The sequence below is a fragment of the Devosia sp. ZW T5_3 genome, assembly GCF_044987315.1.
GTDB lineage: Bacteria > Pseudomonadota > Alphaproteobacteria > Rhizobiales > Devosiaceae > Devosia.
In genome coordinates, this window is sequence record NZ_JBJDRE010000005.1 from 123,255 (window position 1) to 143,088 (window position 19,834).

At 63.1% G+C, this 19,834-nt stretch carries 18 protein-coding genes; 13 read left to right on the forward strand and 5 right to left on the reverse strand.

The window, feature by feature from the left end; all coding sequences use genetic code 11:
* Positions 1-154 precede the first annotated feature (154 nt).
* The 5 genes from ACI3KW_RS08110 (at position 155) to ACI3KW_RS08130 (ending at position 5,520) form a co-directional block, all read left to right on the forward strand.
* Positions 155-1,750, forward strand: a complete 1,596-nt coding sequence (locus ACI3KW_RS08110) for an ABC transporter substrate-binding protein (protein WP_404847650.1) — start codon at positions 155-157, stop codon at positions 1,748-1,750.
* A gap of 179 nt (positions 1,751-1,929) precedes the next feature.
* The gene (locus ACI3KW_RS08115) at positions 1,930-2,937 is read left to right on the forward strand and encodes an ABC transporter permease subunit (RefSeq protein WP_262170395.1); all 1,008 of its coding nucleotides are present in this window, start codon (positions 1,930-1,932) and stop codon (positions 2,935-2,937) included.
* 1 nt (position 2,938) lies between these two features.
* On the forward strand, positions 2,939-3,841 hold the full coding sequence (locus ACI3KW_RS08120; RefSeq protein ID WP_113121089.1) for an ABC transporter permease subunit: 903 nt from the start codon (positions 2,939-2,941) through the stop codon (positions 3,839-3,841).
* Between the two features lie 3 nt (positions 3,842-3,844).
* Positions 3,845-4,690, forward strand: a complete 846-nt coding sequence (locus ACI3KW_RS08125; protein ID WP_262170393.1) for an ABC transporter ATP-binding protein — start codon at positions 3,845-3,847, stop codon at positions 4,688-4,690.
* A complete protein-coding gene (locus ACI3KW_RS08130; RefSeq protein WP_113121091.1) occupies positions 4,690-5,520 on the forward strand; it encodes a dipeptide ABC transporter ATP-binding protein in 831 nt (276 codons plus the stop codon). The genes ACI3KW_RS08125 and ACI3KW_RS08130 overlap by 1 nt, the downstream gene beginning before the upstream one ends.
* Before the next feature lie 21 nt (positions 5,521-5,541).
* Here the strand turns inward: ACI3KW_RS08130 and ACI3KW_RS08135 are convergent, their stop codons facing one another.
* The 4 genes from ACI3KW_RS08135 to ACI3KW_RS08150 all read right to left on the reverse strand — a co-directional run bounded on the left by ACI3KW_RS08135 (position 5,542) and on the right by ACI3KW_RS08150 (position 11,083).
* Positions 5,542-8,199 (reverse strand): EAL domain-containing protein, encoded by a 2,658-nt coding sequence (locus ACI3KW_RS08135; RefSeq protein WP_404847651.1) that lies wholly within the window; start codon positions 8,197-8,199, stop codon positions 5,542-5,544.
* A 131-nt stretch (positions 8,200-8,330) separates the two neighbouring features.
* Positions 8,331-9,095 (reverse strand): DeoR/GlpR family DNA-binding transcription regulator, encoded by a 765-nt coding sequence (locus ACI3KW_RS08140; RefSeq protein ID WP_262170388.1) that lies wholly within the window; start codon positions 9,093-9,095, stop codon positions 8,331-8,333.
* Positions 9,096-9,106: 11 nt separating this feature from the next.
* Positions 9,107-9,661, reverse strand: a complete 555-nt coding sequence (locus ACI3KW_RS08145) for a gamma carbonic anhydrase family protein (RefSeq protein ID WP_404847652.1) — start codon at positions 9,659-9,661, stop codon at positions 9,107-9,109.
* A gap of 12 nt (positions 9,662-9,673) precedes the next feature.
* A complete protein-coding gene (locus ACI3KW_RS08150; RefSeq protein WP_404847653.1) occupies positions 9,674-11,083 on the reverse strand; it encodes a protein adenylyltransferase SelO in 1,410 nt (469 codons plus the stop codon).
* 101 nt (positions 11,084-11,184) lie between these two features.
* On the opposite strand from ACI3KW_RS08150, the gene ACI3KW_RS08155 reads away from it, so the two are divergent.
* Together ACI3KW_RS08155 and ACI3KW_RS08160 are read left to right on the forward strand one after the other, a co-directional pair.
* A complete protein-coding gene (locus ACI3KW_RS08155) occupies positions 11,185-11,868 on the forward strand; it encodes an HAD family hydrolase (RefSeq protein ID WP_404847654.1) in 684 nt (227 codons plus the stop codon).
* Positions 11,869-12,248: 380 nt separating this feature from the next.
* Positions 12,249-13,148, forward strand: coding sequence for a cell wall hydrolase (locus ACI3KW_RS08160; RefSeq protein WP_404847655.1), 900 nt, complete (start codon positions 12,249-12,251; stop codon positions 13,146-13,148).
* 209 nt (positions 13,149-13,357) lie between these two features.
* Here the strand turns inward: ACI3KW_RS08160 and pckA are convergent, their stop codons facing one another.
* Entirely contained in the window at positions 13,358-14,950 is a 1,593-nt protein-coding gene (gene pckA / locus ACI3KW_RS08165) for a phosphoenolpyruvate carboxykinase (ATP) (protein ID WP_404847656.1), read from the reverse strand.
* Between the two features lie 253 nt (positions 14,951-15,203).
* Between pckA and ACI3KW_RS08170 the strand changes: the two genes are divergently transcribed.
* The 6 genes from ACI3KW_RS08170 (at position 15,204) to ACI3KW_RS08195 (ending at position 19,647) form a co-directional block, all read left to right on the forward strand.
* Positions 15,204-15,920 (forward strand): response regulator transcription factor, encoded by a 717-nt coding sequence (locus tag ACI3KW_RS08170; RefSeq protein WP_035102101.1) that lies wholly within the window; start codon positions 15,204-15,206, stop codon positions 15,918-15,920.
* Positions 15,921-15,928: 8 nt separating this feature from the next.
* Positions 15,929-17,746, forward strand: a complete 1,818-nt coding sequence (locus ACI3KW_RS08175; RefSeq protein ID WP_404847657.1) for a stimulus-sensing domain-containing protein — start codon at positions 15,929-15,931, stop codon at positions 17,744-17,746.
* Between the two features lie 8 nt (positions 17,747-17,754).
* Positions 17,755-18,225 (forward strand): HPr kinase/phosphorylase, encoded by a 471-nt coding sequence (locus ACI3KW_RS08180; RefSeq protein ID WP_404847658.1) that lies wholly within the window; start codon positions 17,755-17,757, stop codon positions 18,223-18,225.
* A 178-nt stretch (positions 18,226-18,403) separates the two neighbouring features.
* Positions 18,404-18,805, forward strand: a complete 402-nt coding sequence (locus tag ACI3KW_RS08185; RefSeq protein WP_113121098.1) for a PTS sugar transporter subunit IIA — start codon at positions 18,404-18,406, stop codon at positions 18,803-18,805.
* A 6-nt stretch (positions 18,806-18,811) separates the two neighbouring features.
* The gene (locus ACI3KW_RS08190) at positions 18,812-19,120 is read left to right on the forward strand and encodes an HPr family phosphocarrier protein (RefSeq protein ID WP_113121099.1); all 309 of its coding nucleotides are present in this window, start codon (positions 18,812-18,814) and stop codon (positions 19,118-19,120) included.
* On the forward strand, positions 19,117-19,647 hold the full coding sequence (locus tag ACI3KW_RS08195; protein WP_404847659.1) for a GrpB family protein: 531 nt from the start codon (positions 19,117-19,119) through the stop codon (positions 19,645-19,647). The genes ACI3KW_RS08190 and ACI3KW_RS08195 overlap by 4 nt, the downstream gene beginning before the upstream one ends.
* The last annotated feature ends 187 nt before the right edge of the window (positions 19,648-19,834 follow it).

Genomic DNA, 19,834 nt, shown 5'->3' on the forward strand with positions numbered 1-19,834 from the left:
CGTCCAATGTTGTGGAATGGCGTCCGGACCGCCATCGAATTGACCAAATGGTCAAACTGACCCATTGCGCTCCCCTAAATTCTACGCTTTGTTGGCGCCCAAGCTTCGGCCGGCAAACCGAACGCGCAAAAAACTTTCTCGGGAGACAACAATCATGAAATTGATGACCACCCTGCTGGCGGCTTCGGCCATGCTGGCGCTGGCCGCGGGCGCCGCCCAGGCCAAGCAATTGGTATTCTGTTCGGAAGCTTCGCCTGCTCACTTCGATCCCGGTCCGACCACCGGCGGCAATGATTTCGACGCCTCCTCGCGCACCATCTATAATCGCCTAGTCGAGTTCGAAAAGGGCGGCACCGCCATCGAGCCGGGCCTGGCCGAAAGCTGGACCACCTCCGAGGACGGCAAGGAGATCACCTTCAAGCTCCGTCCCGGCGTCAAGTTCCACACCACGTCCTATTTCACCCCCACCCGCGATCTCAATGCTGACGACGTGATCTTCAGCTTCGAGCGCCAGTGGAAGGAAGACAATCCGTGGTTCGCCTATCTCGAAGGCATGACCTGGGATTATTTCCAGGGCATGGACATGCCCAAATATATCAAGGAAATCGTCAAGGTTGACGATCTGACCGTCAAGTTCGTGCTCAACGAACCCAATGCTCCGATGATCGCCAACCTGGCCATGGATTTTGCGTCCATCGTGTCCAAGGAATATGCCGATCAGCTCGCAGCGTCCGGCGATCTGGCCGCCTTCTCGACCCAGCCGATCGGCACCGGCCCGTTCGTCTTCTCGGACTACCAGCTCGACACCGTCATCCGCTACCAGGCCTTCCCCGACTATTGGGCCGGCAAGCAGCCGATCGACGATCTGATCTTCGCCATCACCACCGATCCGTCGGTGCGTGCCCAGCGCCTGCTGGCCGGCGAATGCGATATCATGCCCTATCCGGCGCCTGCCGATATCGCCCAGTTGCAGGCTGATCCGAACCTAACGGTGCTGGAGCAGGAAGGCCTCAATATCGGCTACATGTCCTACAATACCACCGAGCCGCCGTTTGACAATGTCAACGTGCGCAAGGCTCTCTCCATGGCCGTCGACAAGGCTGCCATCATCGAGGCGGTGTACCAGGGTGCTGGCCAGGACGCCAAGAACCTGATCCCGCCCACCATGTGGAGCTACAACAACAATATCCCCGCCGACAAATACGATCCGGAAGCCGCCAAGAAGCTGCTCGAGGAAGCCGGCGTGACCAACCTCACCACCGATCTCTGGGCCATGCCCGTGTCGCGTCCTTACAATCCCAACGCCCAGCGCGTTGCCGAACTGATCCAGGCCGACTGGGCGGCGATTGGCGTCACCGCCAATATCGTCTCCTACGAATGGACCGAATATCGCGAGCGCGGCAAGCAGCCCGACCGCAAGGGTCCGTTCCAGATCGGCTGGACCGGCGACAATGGTGATCCGGATAACTTCTTTGCGACCCTCTTCTCCTGCTCGGCCATTGGCGTGTCCAACTATTCGAGCTGGTGCAACCAGGAATTCGAAGACCTGATCCAGAAGGCCAAGACCACTGCCGACCAGGCGGAGCGCACCGCGCTCTATGAAAAGGCCCAGGAAGTGTTCAAGGCTGAAGAGCCGGCCCTGACGCTGGCTCACTCGAAAGTGTTCATGCCCATGAACAAGCGCGTCATCGGCTTCAAGATGGACCCGCTGGGCATTCACCGCTTTGACGGCGTCGACGTCGCCGAGTAAGGCTGAGGCCACGTAAATCCAAGGAGTCCCACGCCGGTTTTACCGGTGCGGGGCTCCCCTTTCATTTTAGAGCAGGGTAAGGAGGCGCCGGCCAACGGCACCCCGACAATTGCCCCGCCACAACAGGAAACGCGCACCCTGCCGGTTTGCCGGCGCGGCGCATTAGGGTAAAGACCCGCATGCTCAATTACATTCTGCGCAGGCTTGCGCTGATCGTGCCGACCATTATCGGCATTTCCATCTGTGCTTTCGCTTTTGTCCGGGTGCTGCCGGGCGACCCCATCCTGGCCATGGCCGGCCAGCATGGCGTGACGCCGGAGCGGTACGAAATCCTGCGCGAACAGTTCGGCTACAATCTGCCGATCTGGCAGCAATATTTCAATTATCTGGGCGGCGTCCTGCAGGGCAATTTCGGTGTCTCGCTGGCCACCAAGCGCCCCGTCATCACCGAATTCATGACCCTGTTCCCAGCCACGATCGAACTGGCCCTGGTCGCCATGTTCCTGGCGGTCATCATCGGCATACCCGCCGGCATCTTTGCCGCCGTCAAGCGCGGCTCCTGGTTCGATCAATTGACCATGGGCGTGGCGCTGACCGGTTACTCCATGCCCATCTTCTGGTGGGGCCTGCTGCTGATCATCTTCTTTTCCGGCTATCTGGGCTGGACGCCGGTGTCCGGCCGCATCGCGCTCTCCTTCTTCCTGCGCCCCATTACCGGCTTCATGCTGGTCGATACCCTGCTCTACGGCAATTGGCCGGCCTTCGTTTCGGCGTTGCGCCATCTGATCCTGCCGGCGGTGGTGCTGGGCACCATTCCCCTGGCGGTCATCGCGCGGCAGACCCGTTCGGCCATGCTCGAAATTCTGGGCGAAGATTATGTGCGTACGGCCCGCGCCAAGGGCATGTCACCCCGCCGCGTGGTCAATGTGCATGCTCTGCGCAATGCGCTGATCCCGGTGGTCACCACGATTGGCCTGCAGGTCGGGCTGCTCATGGGCGGCGCCATCCTCACCGAAACTATTTTTTCATGGCCGGGCATCGGCAAATGGATGATCGATTCCATTTCCAAGCGCGACTATGTCGTCGTGCAATCGGGGCTCTTGCTGATCGCGCTCATCGTCATGGCGGTGAACCTGCTGGTCGATCTGCTCTATGCCGTCATCAACCCGCGCATCAGGGTGCAGTAAGATGACCCAGACTCCAAAAATCGTCCCCGCCAAGCCCGACCGCGCTGCCGCCTTGCGCGAGTTCTGGCACTATTTTTCCGTCAACCGCGGCGCCGTCATCGGGCTGGTGGTGTTTGCACTCCTGGTGCTGATCGCCATCTTTGCCCCGCTCCTGGCGCCCTATTCGCCCGATCTGCAGTATCGCGACGCCATCCTCAAGCCCCCCTTCTGGGATGCCGGTAGCGATCCGCGCTTCCTGCTGGGCACCGATCCGGTGGGCCGCGATATGCTGTCCCGCCTGATCCATGGCGCCCGCTATTCGCTGTTCATCGGCTTTTTCGTGGTCAGCGGCGCGCTGTTCGTCGGCGTGATCCTGGGCGTGCTCGCCGGCTATTTCGGTGGCTGGATCGACGCCATGATCATGCGCGTCATGGACATCATCCTGGCCTTCCCATCGCTGCTGCTGGCGCTGGTGCTGGTGGCTATTCTGGGGCCGGGCCTGTTCAATGCCATGGTCGCCATTGCGCTGGTGCTGCAACCGCACTTTGCCCGCCTGGTCCGCGCCGCGGTGATGGCGGAGAAAAACCGCGAATATGTCACGGCCGCCCGGCTTTCGGGCGCCGGGCACTTGCGCCTCATGCTGGTTACCATCCTGCCCAATTGCCTGGGGCCGTTGATCGTTCAGGCGACGCTGAGCTTTTCCAATGCGATTCTGGAAGCCGCCGCGCTGGGCTTCCTGGGCATGGGTGCGCAGCCGCCGACTCCCGAATGGGGCACCATGCTGGCCTCGGCCCGCGAATTCATCCTGCGCGCACCCTGGGTCGTGACCTTCCCCGGTCTGGCGATCCTGATCACCGTGCTCGCCATCAACCTCATCGGTGACGGATTGCGCGATGCGCTCGATCCCAAGCTCAAGCGGAGCTGAGACATGCCCCTGCTCGAAATCAAGAACCTGAGCGTTTCCTTCGATACCTCGGTCGGCCTGTTCAAGGCCGTCGACGGGATCGATGTGTCGGTCGACGCCCGCGAAGTCCTCGCCATTGTCGGGGAATCCGGCTCCGGCAAATCGGTGGCCATGCTGGCGGTTATGGGACTATTGCCCAGCACCGCGACGGTCACCGCCGACAAGATGGAGTTCGAAGGCCTCGACCTGCTCGCCATGTCGCCGGCCGACAAGCGCAAGATTATCGGCAAGGACATTGCCATGATCTTCCAGGAGCCGATCGCCAGCCTCAATCCGTGCTTCACCGTGGGCTTTCAGATCGAGGAAGTGCTGTCCAAGCATCTGGGGCTCAGCGGCCGGGCGGCGCGGCAGCGTGCCGTCGAACTGCTGCATCTGGTGGGCATCAAGGACGGTGCGGACCGGCTCAATGCTTTCCCGCACCAGATGAGCGGCGGGCAATGCCAGCGCGTCATGATCGCCATGGCTATTTCCTGTAATCCCAAATTGCTGATCGCGGACGAACCGACCACCGCGCTCGACGTGACCATCCAGAAGCAGATCCTGGATCTCCTGGTTCGGCTGCAGGCCGAACATGGCATGGGCCTGATCATGATCACTCATGACATGGGCGTCGTCGCCGAAACAGCCGACCGGGTCATCGTGCAATATAAGGGGCACAAAATGGAGGAGGCTGACGTGCTCTCCCTGTTCGAGAACCCCAAATCCAATTACACGCGGGCGCTGCTTTCGGCGCTGCCGGAAAACGCGGTGGGCGATCGCCTGCCCACGGTTTCCGACTTCGTCTTCGAACCCGCGCCGGGAGTGGCATGATGAGCGCACCCGTTCTCGAAGTCCGCAATCTCACCCGCGACTACACCTCCTCCGGCGGCTTTCTGCGGCCGGCCAAGGTCGTGCATGCCGTCAAGGGCGTCAATTTCTCGCTCGCCAAAGGCCGTACCTTGGCCGTGGTCGGCGAAAGCGGCTGCGGCAAGTCCACCCTGGCGCGCATGATCACGCTGATCGACCCGCCCACCGCGGGCGAGATCCTGATCGATGGCAAGCCGGTCGACGCCGGCCATGTCACCCACGACATGCGCCAGAAGGTGCAGATCGTGTTCCAGAACCCCTATGGCTCGCTCAATCCGCGCCAGAAGATCGGCGACGTGCTGGCCGAGCCGCTGCTGCTCAATACCAAGATGCCGGCTGCCGAGCGGCGCGAACGGGCCATGGCCATGCTGCTCAAGGTCGGGCTGGGGCCCGAGCATTTCAATCGCTATCCGCACATGTTCTCGGGTGGCCAGCGTCAGCGCATCGCCATTGCCCGCGCGCTGATGCTCAATCCCAGTTTCCTCGTGCTCGACGAGCCGGTATCGGCGCTTGACCTCTCGGTGCAGGCGCAGATTCTCAATCTGCTCAAGGATCTGCAGGACGAATTCGGGCTGACCTATGTGTTCATCAGCCACGATCTGAGCGTGGTGCGTTACATCGCCGACGAAGTCATGGTGATGTATTTCGGCGATGTCGTCGAGCATGGCAGCCGCGAGGACGTGTTCGGCAATCCCCAGCACAGCTATACCAAGACCCTGTTTGCCGCGACGCCCAAATCCGACGTCGAATCGATCCGCGCACGCATCGCCAAAAAGGCCGCCTTGGCCTCCTGATCCCCGGCGTCGCCCCCCCGCTCAGGAGGCGCGGCGCCAGCGCTGCTCGCCCAGGAAAATCTCGAGATCATCCCGGCTCATCGGGCGGGCAAAGGCATAGCCCTGCAGGATGTCGCAGCCGAGTTCGGTCAGGATCGCGGCATGCGCCATGCTCTCGACGCCCTCGGCGATCACTTCGATACCCATGGATTTGCCGATATCGACGATCGAGGCCAGCAATTGGCGCTGCCCGATATCGTCCAGGATCGGATCGACCAATTGCCGGTCGATCTTGAGCCGGGCCGGGCGCAGTTTTTGCAGTGACACGATGGAGGCATAGCCGGTGCCGAAATCGTCGATTTCGATCTCGATGCCCAATTCCTTGAGCTGGTCGATATTGTGCGCGATGACCGCATCGTCCTCGTCGAGATAGATCGATTCCACCAGTTCGAACGCAATCCGTCCCGGCGGAATATGCAGCTTTTCGAGGCTCTCGATCAGCGCGTCATCATGCAGGCGGCGGTGGGAGACATTGACCGAAGCGCGCGGCACCTTAAGGCCCATGCTCTCCCAGCGGTCGAGATCGTGTAGCGCGTGTTCGAGCACGATGCGATCGATTGTTGCCATGACATTGAGGTCTTCCGCCGTCGCGAGGAACGCGTCGGGCGCGCGCAGGCCCAGCACCGGATGGCGCCAGCGCACCAGGGCTTCCACGCCCACTAGGTCATGGCTGCGCGCGTCGAACTGGGGCTGGTAGAAGGCGATGAATTCGTCGCGCTCGAGCCCGCTCAGGATTTCGTCGGCCACCCGCTTGGTATGCACCACCTCGGCTTGCAGGGCTTCAGAGAAATATTCGAAGCGGTTGCGGCCGCGCCCCTTGGCGCGATAGAGCGCGATATCGGCATTGACCAGCAGGCGGCCCACGTCGATGTCGGGCCCATGCTCGGCGGCAATGCCGATACTGACGCCGAACCGGCATTGATGGCCCTGATAGCTCACCGGCTTGCGCATCTGCGCCACGATCCGCTCGGCCATCATGCCCAGATACTGGTCGCCATCGGCAGCCGGGCAGACCACCACGAATTCGTCGCCCCCGATCCGCGCCACGAAATCGCTGGCGCGGCAATTGGCCCGCAGCACTGCGCTGGCATGCACCAGCATGGCGTCGCCCGCCGCATGGCCTAGCGTGTCGTTGATCTGCTTGAAGCGATCGAGATCCAGATGCAGCAGGGCAATGCTGCCGCTGCCGGCATAGCCACCCCCCGCATTGGCCTTGAGGATGTCGTCGAGATAGCGCCGATTGGGCAACCCGGTCAGGCTGTCATGCAGGGCATTGTGCTCGATGCGGCTCTTGGCGGCCTCGAGCTCCCGATTGCGCGCCTCGGTCAGGAGCTTGGTACGCCGCAAATCCTCGCTGCGGGCTACGTCCTCGGTAATGTCCCAATTGACCCCGACCAGCCGCGGATTGCTGCCAGCCTCGCTATAGACGGCACCGATGGCCTTGATGGTGCGCACAGTGCCGTCCGGCCAGGTGACGCGGAACACCGATTTATACTGCCCGGTGCGAATGCCCTTGGAAAAATCGGTCTGCGCTGCGGCGAAATCGGCGGGATGCAATGCGCCATTCCAATCCTCGACCCGGCGCGGCGTGCCATCATTGGGCAGGCCATAGAGCTCGTTCATCCGCTCATCCCAGACCAGGTCCTTGGTCACGATATCCATTTCCCAGACCCCGACCTCGGAGCTGTCCAGCGCCAGTGCCAGCCGACGCGACAGCCGGTCGAGCTCGGCTTCGCGTTGCCTTAGCTCGCGAATATGCAATTGCCGCTCGCCCATCAGCCGCCCGGTGAGGAGAATGGGAAAGAGGATCAGCGCACCCGCCACGATCAATGTGCCGCGCAGCGCCCAGTTGCTGGCATCGTTGGCCCAGCCGCCCTTTGGCCGGGCGGCGACCTCCCAGAATCCAGAGGGAAGGGTGACGGTGGACAGCACGGGATCCTGGCCATCGAGGTCCGGTCCGAAAAACCGCTGACCTTTCACGCCGCGCGCATCCCGGCGGGTGATGGAAATATCGCTGCCCAGCGAGGGCGCCAGCAATCCGCTTTCGACATAGAGCCGGTCCATATCGACCACGGCCGACACCACGCCCCAGAAGCGGCGCTCCGTGCCATTGCCGGTAAAGACGGGGAACCGGCCGACAAAACCCTGCCCGCCCTGCACCAGATCCACCGGCCCCGCCAAGACCGGCCGACCGGTGTCGCGGGCCTGCAGCACGGCATCGCGCTGGGCAATGTCGAGCACATAATCGAGCCCGATCACCGCCTCATTACCCGCCAGCGGATAGGCCATGGTGACCACCAGGTCCGGCGCCGCAGCCACCAGCCGCAATTGGCTGCGCTCGGCCAGGATGCTCGACGCCAGCGCCGCAAAGCGGGCCTGATCCATCCCCGGTTCGGTGGCGAGGGTCGATACCAGCCCGCGCACCAATTGGATATTGCCGTTGATATTGCCTTCGAGCTTGGCACGGAGCAGGGAAAGCTCGGCCTGCACGTCTGCGCGCAGTCTCTCGCGGGCGAGAATGCTGGTCTGCTTGTCGAGGAACAGCCCGCCGGTAACCAGCACAATCAGCGCAATCACGGCCGGAATGGCAATGGGGCGCAGCCAGCTCAGCCTGTTGTCCTGCGATGCAGTTGAATTCACCACCGATATCACCCGCCTCCCGGTCTTCTGTCCGGGCAGGATGAGCCTGGCGGCACAACCTTTATGTTTGCCTACCCCGCGCCAGCTCTATCGTCTTGTGGTTAGCGGCGGGCTAAACTCGCCTTCGGTATTTACCCGGTTTCCACGAGGATCGTCCCCGCCGCCGCGCATAGGGCAGTAAAGGCCGGGGAGGGGCTGCGGTCGGTCACGAACGTGTCGATCTGGTCGATCCGGGCGATCCTGACCGGTGCGGTGCGGGCGAATTTGCCGGCATCGGCGACCAGGATTATGTGTCGCGCATTGGCGATGATGGCTTGCGCCACCTTGACCTCGCGATAGTCGAAATCGAGCAGGGCGCCGTCTTCGTCCAGGGCCGAGGCGCCGATGACGGCGTAGTCCACCTTGAACTGGGAGAAAAAGCCGGCCGCCGCCTCCCCCACAATGCCGCCATCGCTGCCGCGCACCACGCCGCCGGCAATCACCACCTCGAATTGCGGATAGATGCGCATGCGATTGGCGACATTGATATTGTTGGTGATGACCAACAGGCCCGAATGATCGAGCAGGGCCTGGCTCACCGCCTCGGTCGTGGTGCCGATATTGATGAACAGTGAGGCGTCATTGGGAATGAGCGCGGCCGCGGCCTTGCCGATGGCCTGCTTTTCCGCGGCCGCAATGTTCCGCCGCGCCTCATATTCGAGGTTTTCAATGCCCGAGGGCAGCACGGCCCCGCCATGCATGCGCTTGAGCAGGCGTTGGTCGCAAAGCTGGTTGAGATCCTTGCGGATGGTCTGCACCGACACGGCAAAACGCTCGGCCAGGGCATCGACCAGCACCCGCCCTTCGAGCCGGGCCAGTTCCAGGATTGCCTGCTGGCGTGTCTGGGTGTCGTTCAAGCTTTTCGCCCCTATGCCGGCTCGAAGTCGGATGGCCGGCCGGTCACGTCGGCGAGCCCCGTGGCAAAGCGGCGAGCATTCCGCACATAGCCATCGGCCGACCGGGTCAGCCCGGCAATGGCTTCCGCGTCCAACGCCCGGACCACCTTGCCCGGCACGCCAACGACGAGCGAACCATCGGGAATTTCCTTGCCCTCGGTGATCAGGGCGCCCGCTCCGATCAGGCAGTTGCTGCCGATTTTTGCCCCATTGAGCACGGTGGCGCCCATGCCGATCAGCGTATTGTCGCCAATGGTGCAGCCATGCAGCATGGCCTTGTGGCCGATAGTGCAGCCCTCCCCGATGGTCAGCGGAAAGCCCATATCGGTGTGCAGCACCGCATTGTCCTGCACATTGGTCCGCGCGCCGATGGTGATGGTTTCATTGTCGCCGCGCGCCACCGCGCCAAACCAGATGCCGGCATCGGCGCCCACCACGATATCGCCCACCAGCACGGCGGTGGGTGCAATCCAGGCGACATCGGGATCGAGCCGCGGCGCGACGCCATCGAGTTCATATAGGCTCATCAACAATCCTCCTCAGCTCGCCACGCCATAGGCATCGCGCATCTCGGCGATTTCAGCCAGTGCCTGGGCAAATATCCCCCAATCGTCGCGCTCGGCAATCGGCGCCCAGATCGCCTCGACATCCTCGACCAGCATGGTGCGCGGCTTGGTCCGGGCGAAATAGGGATGATCGAGATTGACCCTGTCGCTGGCTGAATAGCCTTCCAACGCGTCGGCAATCGGCCGGAACGCGTCTGTTGCATAAAACTCGGCTGACGGACTGGAAGCTGCCCGCTTGGCACTCAGCGCCCCGCCGCGCCAATCAAAGAAGAACTGCTCATAGGGCGCCTGCGACTGGTTGAGGAAGCCGAACAGCGCGGTGATGAAGGCGCTGTCGCTCTCTACATCGCGTGGGTTTAGTCCCAGGTGGCCCAGCATGGCGGCGGGCAGGGCGGCGCGGAATTGCGGCCAGATCGTATTGAGCGCCGGCTCCAATGCCTCGATACTGGACAGCGGCACGAAGCACTCAGCCAGCCGGGTCAGGTTCCAGGCCAGGGTGTCGGGCTGCCGGCCAAAGCTATAAAGCCCGGTCTCGTCGAAATAGGCGGCGGTGAAATCGGGGTCATAGGTCGGCAGGAACCGCCACGGCCCATAATCGAAGCTCTCGCCGGTGACATTGATATTGTCGGTATTGAGCACGCCATGCACGAACCCGGCGGCAATCCATTGCGCGCCCAGTTTTGCCACGGCGGCAACCACCGCCTCAAGCAGGGCTGCCGGCTTGTCAGTGGCGTCCGCCAATTGGGGATAATAATGGGCAATCGTATAATCGACCAATAGGCCGATGGCGTCATAGTCTTCCAGATAGGCCAGGCGCTGGAAGCTGCCGATGCGGATATGGCTGTGGCTGAGCCGGACCAGCACTGACGACCGCGTCGGCGAGGGCTCATCGCCGCGATAGAGCTCTTCGCCGGTTTCGATCAGCGAAAAACTCTTGGACGTATAGACCCCCAGCGCTTCGAGCATTTCGGTGGCCAGCACTTCGCGCACCCCGCCTTTCAGCGTCAGCCGCCCATCGCCACCGCGCGACCAGGGCGTTTGCCCGCTGCCCTTGGTGCCGAAATCGAGCAGGCGCCCATCCCTATGGTCATAGCCCTGGGCAAACAGGAAGCCGCGCCCGTCACCCAGATCGGCATTGTAGCTGCGGAACTGATGGCCGTGATAACGCAGCGCCAGTGGCTGGTTGAGCGAGCCGGGCAGGGGCGCGAAGCGGCCGAAATGGGCGATCCATTGTTCGTCGCTGAGCCCATCCAGGCCCATGCGCTTGGCCCAACGCTGGTCGCGATGGCGCAATATGGTCTTGGGAAAATCGGCAGGGGTGACGCGGTCAAAGAACGCGTCGCCGAGCGTTTCGTGGTCTGTGGCTGGCTTGAATGCGGGCATGGACCAAAGCTAGCAATTGGCCCGCCCCGGCGCCAGTGCGCAACCCAGCCTTTCGTTTGCCCGCCTAGCGCAAGCCGGCAAATCGCCCTATATGCCCACTAATGACATCCCAGAGCGACATCCTGCGCCTCGCGCCCTTCCAGGCCGCCATCTTCGATATGGACGGCACGCTGCTTGATACCGAAGCGGTGTTCAAGACCATCGTTTTTGAAGTCTGCACCGATCTGGGCTTCGAGATGACCGATGTGGTGCATAGTTCCATGGTCGGCTCCAGCCATGAGCGCACCAATCAGCTGCTGCTCGAAGCCTATGGCGTGTCCTTTCCCTACAGCCTGTTCGACGAACGCTGCCGCGTCAGCATGCGCGAGCGCACCCATGCCGGCGTGCCGGTCAAGCAGGGCGCCCGCGAATTTCTGGCCGAACTGGTCGAGCGGAAAATCCCGATTGCCGTCGCCACCTCCTCGCGCACGCCCCATGCCCACACCCATCTGGGGGCGGCAGGCCTGCTCGATCTGTTCCAGACCGTCGTGACCCGCGATGACGTGGTCAATCCCAAGCCCCATCCCGAGCCATACCTGACGGCGGCACGGCGGCTGGGTATCGATCCGGCGCAATGCCTGGCGCTCGAGGACAGCCATGCCGGCGTCCGCGCGGCCCACGCGGCGGGCATGCAGACCATCATGGTGCCCGATCTGGTCCACCCCAATGACGAATTGCGCGCCCTCGGCATTGCCGTGATGGAGAGCCTTGATCAGGTCCGGCTGGCGGCGTTCGCACCGCGCTGATCGTACATACCTCCGAGCCTGTCCAAGGGTCCCGAGTCTCACTCGGGGCCCTTTTGTTTGCGCGGGCGTGGGCCAGCCCGCTGTTAATAGTTTTCGGGTGCTCGAAGCCCGTAAACTTTTATCGATCTGCTTAAACTCCCATTTGTTACGTCCCAAGCCTTTGTACGCTAAGGGTTTTCAAGTCGCGCCGGCTGGATTAACCCTACTTTAAGAAGCTAACGGCTATGGTTAACCAGCGGTAAATTTTGGCTTCCCAGCCGAGCCAAGCCCGGTTAGGGTGCGGCTCGTTAATCAGACGAAGCCGGTCCGCAACGACGGAACGGATGAATGCGAAGGCCCGCCGGAAACGGCTGGACGGGCTCAGGGGCAAGGACGGGGCATTGACGCAAACCTGGCAGGTCATCGCTGTGCGTGCGGTTTCGCATGTACTGGTCCTGTGCGCGGTTGCGCTCGTGCTGTTCGTCACCCTTGCTCCCGCTCACGCTGAAAACCTGCTCGTCGCCGACGTGACCCCGCTCGATGTGCCGGCCGATCTGGCTGCGCTGCGCGCCCAGCCGGCGCTCGGCGCCACCATGGCGCCGCTTGAGCCCGGCCAGCAGCCTTTGACCGCAGCGCTCCTGTCCAATTACGTTGCCCGCCAGCAGGCGCTGCGCGATTTTGACGTCAACGCCGCCCTGCCGCAGCCCGAGCTCAATTCCGAAGTGCTGCTGGGCTACATCGCCCGCGGCTCGTTTGGCGGCAATGGCGCGCTCTCGGCCATCGATAGCTTCGCCACCTCCAGCGCTCCGACCGAGCGGGCGCTCAGCCCCTCCGTGCTCGCTGCCTATGTTGAAAGCGGCTACCAGACCACCGGCCAGCGGCTCGATCACGCCAATACCGAGCGCGGGTGCCTGGCGCAGGCCATCTATCACGAGGCCCGCGGCGAAAGCGAAGCCGGCCAGCTCGCCGTCGCCAATGTCATCGTCAACCGCGCGCGGTCGGGCAAGTTCCCGTCCACCCTCTGCGGCGTCATCTACCAGAACGCCAATAAGGGCCGCTATCGCTGCCAGTTCACCTTTGCCTGCGACGGCCGCGACGACGCCCCGGCCGAACGCCGCGCCTGGGGCCGCTCCAAGGAGCTGGCGCAACAGGTCTATGCCGAGTTCGCCCTGGGCGAGAATGTCGGCGCCGTGCCGGGCTCCGCGCTCTACTATCACACCACCGCGGTGCGCCCCTCCTGGGCCAATACCTATAATGCGGTCGCCGAAATCGGCTCGCATATCTTTTATTCCCCCAACTGATACGCTGAGGTCCGCAGCTCGAGCCTTCGGTTCTGACCTTTGCGGAATGCGTCCCCATGTCGCCGTTGATCGAACGTGAAGTGTGCCTGAAGTTTTGGCCGCGGGGATAAGTTTCGTAGATCGCGGCTTTCCGGGCCTCCTGCCGTGGCCCACACCCAAACAAAAGGGCGCCCGAAGGCGCCCTTTCTTACGTCGATTGAACGAAATCCCTACTCCGCCGCCTGCGCCATCCTTGGTCCGGGTGCGGCGTCGGCGCCGGTACCGAACTTTTCGAAATTCGCGCGGAACAGGCCGGCCAGGTGGATGGCCTGGCGGTCATAGGCTTCGGCTTCGGCCCAGGTGGCGCGGGGCGTTAGCAGCGTCGGGTTGATGCCGGGGACCGCAACCGGCACGGCGAAGCCGAAGAGCTCGTCGGTCCGCATCTCGGCCTGATCCAGCTCGCCATTGAGTGCGGCGGTCAAGAGGCGCCTTGTCGAGGCGATGTCGATGCGCTTGCCCAGGCCATAGCCGCCGCCGGTCCAGCCGGTATTGATCAGCCAGGCCGAAGCCCCGCTTTCCCTCAGTTTTTCGGCCAGCATGGCGCCGTAAACCGTCGGATGCAGCGGCATGAACGGCGCGCCGAAACAGGCCGAGAAGGTGGCCTGCGGCTCGGTGACGCCGCGTTCGGTTCCGGCAACCTTGGCGGTGTAACCCGACAGGAAATGGTAGACCGCCTGTTCCGGCGTCAGCCGGGCGATGGGCGGTAGCACGCCAAAAGCGTCGGCGGTGAGGAAGACCACGGTGCGCGGCGTGCCGCCCACGCTGCCCTTGGCGATGGCCGGCAGCACGTGAATTGGATAGGCCGCACGGGTGTTTTCGGTGAGGCTAATGTCGTCAAATGCTGGCAGACTGTTAGCATCGAGAATGACATTTTCCAGCACCGTACCAAAACGCTTGGTCGCGGCATGGATTTCCGGCTCTGCCGCGGGGCTGAGCTTGATGGTCTTGGCGTAGCAACCGCCTTCGAGGTTGAAAACGCCGTCCTCGCTCCAGCCATGTTCGTCGTCGCCGATCAGCGGCCGATCGGGATCATTGCTGAGCGTGGTTTTACCCGTGCCCGACAATCCGAAGAACAATGCGCTCTCCCCATTGGCCCCGAGATTGGCCGAGCAATGCATCGGCAACACGCCCTGGCGCGGCGCGTGGAAGTTGAAGAGGCTGAACACGCTCTTCTTGATTTCCCCGGCATAGAGCGTGCCGGCGATCACCACGATATTGCGGCTCATATCGAGCGCGATCACGGTATCGGTGCGGCTGCCGTGGCGGGCCGGATCGGCCTTGAACTCTGGCGCGTGCACAATGGTGACGGCGGTGGGATTGGCTGCTGCCTCCACCATCTCGCCGGGGCGGATCAGCAGATTGCGGATGAACAGGGCGTGCCAGGCGCTGGGGGTCAGCACTGTCACGCCATATTGATGGCGCGGATCGGCCCCGGCCAAAAGGTCCTGCCGGTAGAGCGGGCCACCCGCAAGATGGGCCTGCGCATCGGCCAGCAGCACATCGAAATGGGCCGGGCTCATGGCGCCCGAATTATCCCACCAGACGCTGTTTTCGGTCAGGCCATCACGCACGATGAACTTGTCCTTGGGCGAGCGGCCGGTAAAGGCGCCGGTGCGCACCGAAACGGCGCCATCGGCCGTCAATACGGCGCTGCCATCGGCAACGGCGCGGGCGACTAGGGCCGGGGCGATGTCGTTGAGGGACAGCGAAGCGGCTGCCGCGCCAATCCGGTCTCGCAGGGCGCTATGGTCGAACACACTCATCTGGCTTACTCTCCAAGGGTCGCCGCAACACCATGATGCGGCCCTCAATGGCGCCTAGATTAGGGTGGACAATAGCGGGCCAACCATCCCGAAATGGGTCGTAAGACGGAAGTTGCATCCGCATGGGGAAAGCGGCTTCCATTGCGCAAGACTTGGCCGCGCCTTATTTAATGCGTAATTGTCGCCTGCAACGCGAGGCCGAACCGGCTATAGTTCTGGCCGGCCACACGCGTCACAACAAGAAAGGCAGCTCATGCCCAAGATTGCCCTGGTAGATGACGACCGCAATATTCTGACCTCGGTGTCGCTGACGCTGGAGGCCGAAGGGTATCAGGTCGCCACCTATACCGATGGTGCATCGGGTCTTGAAGGTCTCACCACCGACAAGCCGGACCTTGCCATCCTCGACATCAAGATGCCGCGCATGGATGGCATGGAATTGCTGCGCCGCCTGCGCCAGAAGTCGGATGTGCCGGTGATCTTCCTGACGTCCAAGGACGAAGAGATCGACGAGCTGTTCGGCCTCAAGATGGGCGCCGACGATTTCATCACCAAGCCGTTCAGCCAGCGCCTGCTGGTCGAGCGCGTCAAGGCCATCCTGCGCCGCTCCGCCCCGCGCGATCCCTCCGCACCCGCCGGCGCACCGGGCGAATCCTCGCCGGGCAAGGCGCTGATCGAGCGCGGCTCGCTGGTAATGGATGAGGAGCGCCATACCTGCACCTGGAAGGGCCAGCGGGTCACGTTGACCGTCACCGAATTCCTCATCCTCCAGGCGCTGGCGCTGCGGCCCGGCGTGGTCAAGTCGCGTAACGCGCTGATGGATGCGGCCTATGACGATCAAGTCTATGTCGACGATCGCACCATCGACAGCCACATCAAGCGGCTGCGCAAGAAGTTCAAGGCGACCGACGACGACTTCGAAATGATCGAGACGCTTTATGGCGTCGGCTATCGCTTCAAGGAGCAATAAGCACCCAAGTGGCCATCATCGACCCCGATATGGATGAGAAGCCGGACGCCAAGGCGCCCGGCAAGGCCACCCCTTTGCCCGAGCCCGAGCAGGACCAGCCGGCCGCGCCGCGCCGCACCCATCGCTGGCGGCTGGTGCTGGCCCCGTTCTATCGGCTGGCCAGCGGCATCAGCCGCTTTCTCGATTTCACGATTTTTTCCAGCCTCACCCGCCGCATCATCGTGCTCAATCTGGCGGGCCTATTGGTGCTGGTGGTGGGCATCCTCTACCTCAACCAATGGCGGGCCGGCCTGATTGATGCGCGTGTGCAATCGCTGCGCGTGCAGGGCGAAATCATCGCCGCCGCCGTCGCCGCCTCGGCCACGGTCGACAGCGACGTCATTTCGGTCAATCCGGACCGGTTGCTGGAATTGCAGGGCGATGGCACGGTGTCCTCGCTGTCCTATTTCGATCCATCGCTGGAATTCCCGATCAGCCCCGAGCGGGTCGCGCCACTGCTGCGTAACCTCATCACCCCCACCCGCACCCGCGCCCGCATCTATGATCAGGGCGGGCTGATGATCCTCGATAGCGACAATATCTATGCCCGTGGCGAGGTGATGCGGCAGATCATCGAGACCAAGAAGGACGATGATTTCTTCCTCTGGCATTGGTGGAATGCGGTGCTGGCCTGGGTGCCGGGCGACAATTTCCCGAAATACCAGGAATATGGCGTCGACGAAGGCATGCGCTATCCCGAAGTCGCTTCGGCGCTGGCGGGTGCCCCGGCCGATTTCGTGCGCGTCGATGGGCAGAACCAATTGGTCGTGTCGGTCGCCGTGCCGGTGCAGCGCGTGCGCGCCGTGGTGGGCGCTATCCTGCTCTCGACCGCGCCGGGCGATATCGATTCCATCGTGTCGCAGGAACGCTGGGGCATTCTGCGCATCGCCATGATCGCGGCGGCGGTGCAGATCGCGCTGTCGCTGCTGCTGGCCGGCACCATTGCCGGGCCGATGCGACGCCTGTCCGAAGCCGCCGAGCGGGTGCAGACCGCCGGCAATGCCCGCGCTGAAATTCCCGATTTCTCCGATCGTCCCGACGAAATCGGGCATCTGTCGGGCGCGCTGCGGCGCATGACCGACGCGCTCTATAACCGCATCGAGGCCATTGAGCGCTTTGCTGCGGACGTGGCGCATGAACTGAAAAATCCGCTGACCTCGCTGCGATCGGCGGTGGAAACCCTGCCGCTGGCCAAGCGGGCCGAGGATCGCGACCGGCTCAACGCCATCATCCAGCATGACGTCAAACGGCTCGACCGGCTGATCACCGATATTTCCAGCGCCAGCCGGCTCGATGCCGAACTGGCGCGCGAAAGCTCGGATCGGATCGATGTGGAAAAACTGGCCGACGTCATGGTCGGCATCCAGAAGGACATGGCGCTGGGCCGCAATGTCACGGTGGTGCTGGGCAAGCGCAGCGGCAAGGGCAATGCCATCGTCAATGGCCATGAAAGCCGGCTGGCGCAGGTCTTTGCCAATCTGATTGACAATGCCGTGTCCTTCTCGCCCGAAGGGGGCGTGGTGACCGTGACGCTGGCCACCGACGCCGACGATGTCACCATAACGGTGATGGATGAGGGGCGCGGCATTACCGGGGATTTCGGCAAGATCTTCCAGCGCTTCTATACCGACCGGCCCGACACCGAGAGCTTTGGCGACCATTCGGGACTGGGCCTGTCCATCTCCAAGCAGATCGTGGACGCCCATAAGGGGACGATCCGCGCGGCCAACCGGCAGGATCGCTCGGGCGCCGTGTTCACGATTGTGTTGCCACGGGCCCGCAAATAGACCCCGCCATGCGCCAAAACCTCAATATTCATGGCACGGCGATCGTGCTGGGGGGCGCGGGATTGCTGCTGCGCGGACCCTCCGGTTCCGGCAAATCACTGCTGGCTCTGTCCCTGCTCGACCGCTGGGCGGCACGGGGGCTGGACGCGGTGCTGGTCTCCGATGATCGGGTCGATCTCAGTGCCGGTCCCGAGGGGCTGACAATGGGCGCTCCGGCCCCGATTGCCGGGCTGATCGAGCTGCGCGGGCGCGGCATCCTCAGCCGGCCCCATCGCAGTCCGGTGCCGCTGCATCTGCTCATCGATCTGGTGCCTGAACTGGTGCGCATGCCCGAATCCCATGCCTTTACGGCCGAGCTTTTGGGCCACTCTGTGCCCCGCGCGCCGGTGCCGCAGGCCGGATTGATCGGGCTCGAGCATCAAATGCTGTTGGTAAGTGAGGCTCTGGCCGCGCTGGACCCGCCGGCGGGCCGGTCGTGACAAAAAACCACTTGAATCCCTGTCGCTCCGGGGCAAGACTGCCCTTCACTCGCGCCTTTGGGCCGGGTTCGGCTCAGCGCGCTATCCAAACAAGGCCTTGCGCGGGCAGGGGGCAGACAATACTGGAATGCCGTCGGCGCCACGACGCAGGCGCATCTCGGCAGGCTGGGGACGTTGCATGATCGGTCTGGTTCTGGTGACGCATGGTGCGCTCGCCAATGAGTTCAAGTCGGCACTGGAACACGTCGTCGGCCCGCAGGATTATTGCGAAACCATCGCTATTGGTCCCGACGACAATATGGAAAATCGCCGCAACGACATTCTGGCCGCCGTCGACAAGGCCGATAATGGCTCGGGCGTCATCATCCTGACCGACATGTTCGGCGGCACGCCGTCCAATCTGGCCATCTCCGTGATGCAGAACCGTGATGTCGAAGTGATTGCCGGGGTCAACCTGCCCATGCTGGTGAAGCTCGGCCGCGTCCGCTCCGACATGAGCATCAAGGAAGCGGTCAACCTGGCGCAGGAAGCGGGCCGCAAATATATCACCGTCGCCAATTCGATCCTGAGTGCGGGGTAGACCCATATGGATGCTGCCAGCACCGGCCGGGCCGTCGCCCAGCAATTGACTATCGTCAACCGCAAGGGCCTGCACGCCCGCGCCTCGGCCCGCTTCGTGCGCACCGCCGAATGCTTTGACGCCACTATCGCCGTCATCAAGGACGGCACCTCGGTTGCCGGTAATTCCATCATGGGCCTGATGATGCTGGGCGCCGGGCCGGGAAGTACGATCTTGGTCCAGGCCAGCGGCAAGCAGGCGCGCGAGGCGCTGGAGGCCATTGTCGAGCTGGTGAATAATGGGTTCGACGAGGATAGCGATGGGGCGGCGGGGTGAGCGAGACGGTCGAGCTCGTCCCTTATTCGGATGACTGGCCGCGCGCGTTTGACACTATCGCCCCGATCATTGCCGCCTGTTTCGATCCGCCGCCGCTGCTGCTCGACCATATCGGCTCCTCGGCCGTGCCCGGCCTGCCCGCCAAGCCGATCCTCGATATCATCGTCTTGGTCGCGGATATGGGGGAAGTAGCCCTGGCGCTTGCCGCGCTCGAACGCGCCGGTTTTGAGTTCCGGCCGGACGTGTCGAGCGCCCACCGGAAGTTTTTGCGCAAGCTGGACCCGGCCGGACAGCGCACCCATCACCTCCACATCCATGACAATGCCGATGAAGTCCACCGGCACGTCATGTTCCGCGATTGCCTGCGCAATGACGCCAAAGTCAGTGCCGCCTATCTGGCCCACAAGGAGGATCTGGCAACGCGTTTCCGCGAGGATCGTGGGGCCTATTCCCGGGGCAAGTCGGACTTCATCGATCAGGTCATCCGGGCCGCAGGCGGACCAGAGCGGGTGCCTTGGGCGCAGTGAGCGTGGCTCAACCACAATGTCATTCCGGCGCAGGCCGGAATCCATGCTGAAGGCCATCCCGGCGCTGGATGTTTGTGGGACGCCACGGACCTGGATTTCGGCCTGCGCCGGAATGACGCCGTGGGTGTGGATGGATTTGAACAGGGGGCCAACCCGCAGGTGATATAAACTTATCTTTATATCCGGT

What these genes read in the sequence shown, in the direction of transcription:
- ACI3KW_RS08110 (WP_404847650.1), top strand. Translation starts at nt 155, where the DNA reads ATGAAATTGATGACCACCCTGCTGGCGGCTTCGGCCATGCTGGCGCTG.
- ACI3KW_RS08115 (WP_262170395.1), top strand. Translation starts at nt 1,930, where the DNA reads ATGCTCAATTACATTCTGCGCAGGCTTGCGCTGATCGTGCCGACCATT.
- ACI3KW_RS08120 (WP_113121089.1), top strand. Translation starts at nt 2,939, where the DNA reads ATGACCCAGACTCCAAAAATCGTCCCCGCCAAGCCCGACCGCGCTGCC.
- ACI3KW_RS08125 (WP_262170393.1), top strand. Translation starts at nt 3,845, where the DNA reads ATGCCCCTGCTCGAAATCAAGAACCTGAGCGTTTCCTTCGATACCTCG.
- ACI3KW_RS08130 (WP_113121091.1), top strand. Translation starts at nt 4,690, where the DNA reads ATGAGCGCACCCGTTCTCGAAGTCCGCAATCTCACCCGCGACTACACC.
- ACI3KW_RS08145 (WP_404847652.1), bottom strand. Translation starts at nt 9,661, where the DNA reads ATGAGCCTATATGAACTCGATGGCGTCGCGCCGCGGCTCGATCCCGAT.
- ACI3KW_RS08150 (WP_404847653.1), bottom strand. Translation starts at nt 11,083, where the DNA reads ATGCCCGCATTCAAGCCAGCCACAGACCACGAAACGCTCGGCGACGCG.
- ACI3KW_RS08155 (WP_404847654.1), top strand. Translation starts at nt 11,185, where the DNA reads ATGACATCCCAGAGCGACATCCTGCGCCTCGCGCCCTTCCAGGCCGCC.
- pckA (WP_404847656.1), bottom strand. Translation starts at nt 14,950, where the DNA reads ATGAGTGTGTTCGACCATAGCGCCCTGCGAGACCGGATTGGCGCGGCA.
- ACI3KW_RS08170 (WP_035102101.1), top strand. Translation starts at nt 15,204, where the DNA reads ATGCCCAAGATTGCCCTGGTAGATGACGACCGCAATATTCTGACCTCG.
- ACI3KW_RS08180 (WP_404847658.1), top strand. Translation starts at nt 17,755, where the DNA reads ATGCGCCAAAACCTCAATATTCATGGCACGGCGATCGTGCTGGGGGGC.
- ACI3KW_RS08185 (WP_113121098.1), top strand. Translation starts at nt 18,404, where the DNA reads ATGATCGGTCTGGTTCTGGTGACGCATGGTGCGCTCGCCAATGAGTTC.
- ACI3KW_RS08190 (WP_113121099.1), top strand. Translation starts at nt 18,812, where the DNA reads ATGGATGCTGCCAGCACCGGCCGGGCCGTCGCCCAGCAATTGACTATC.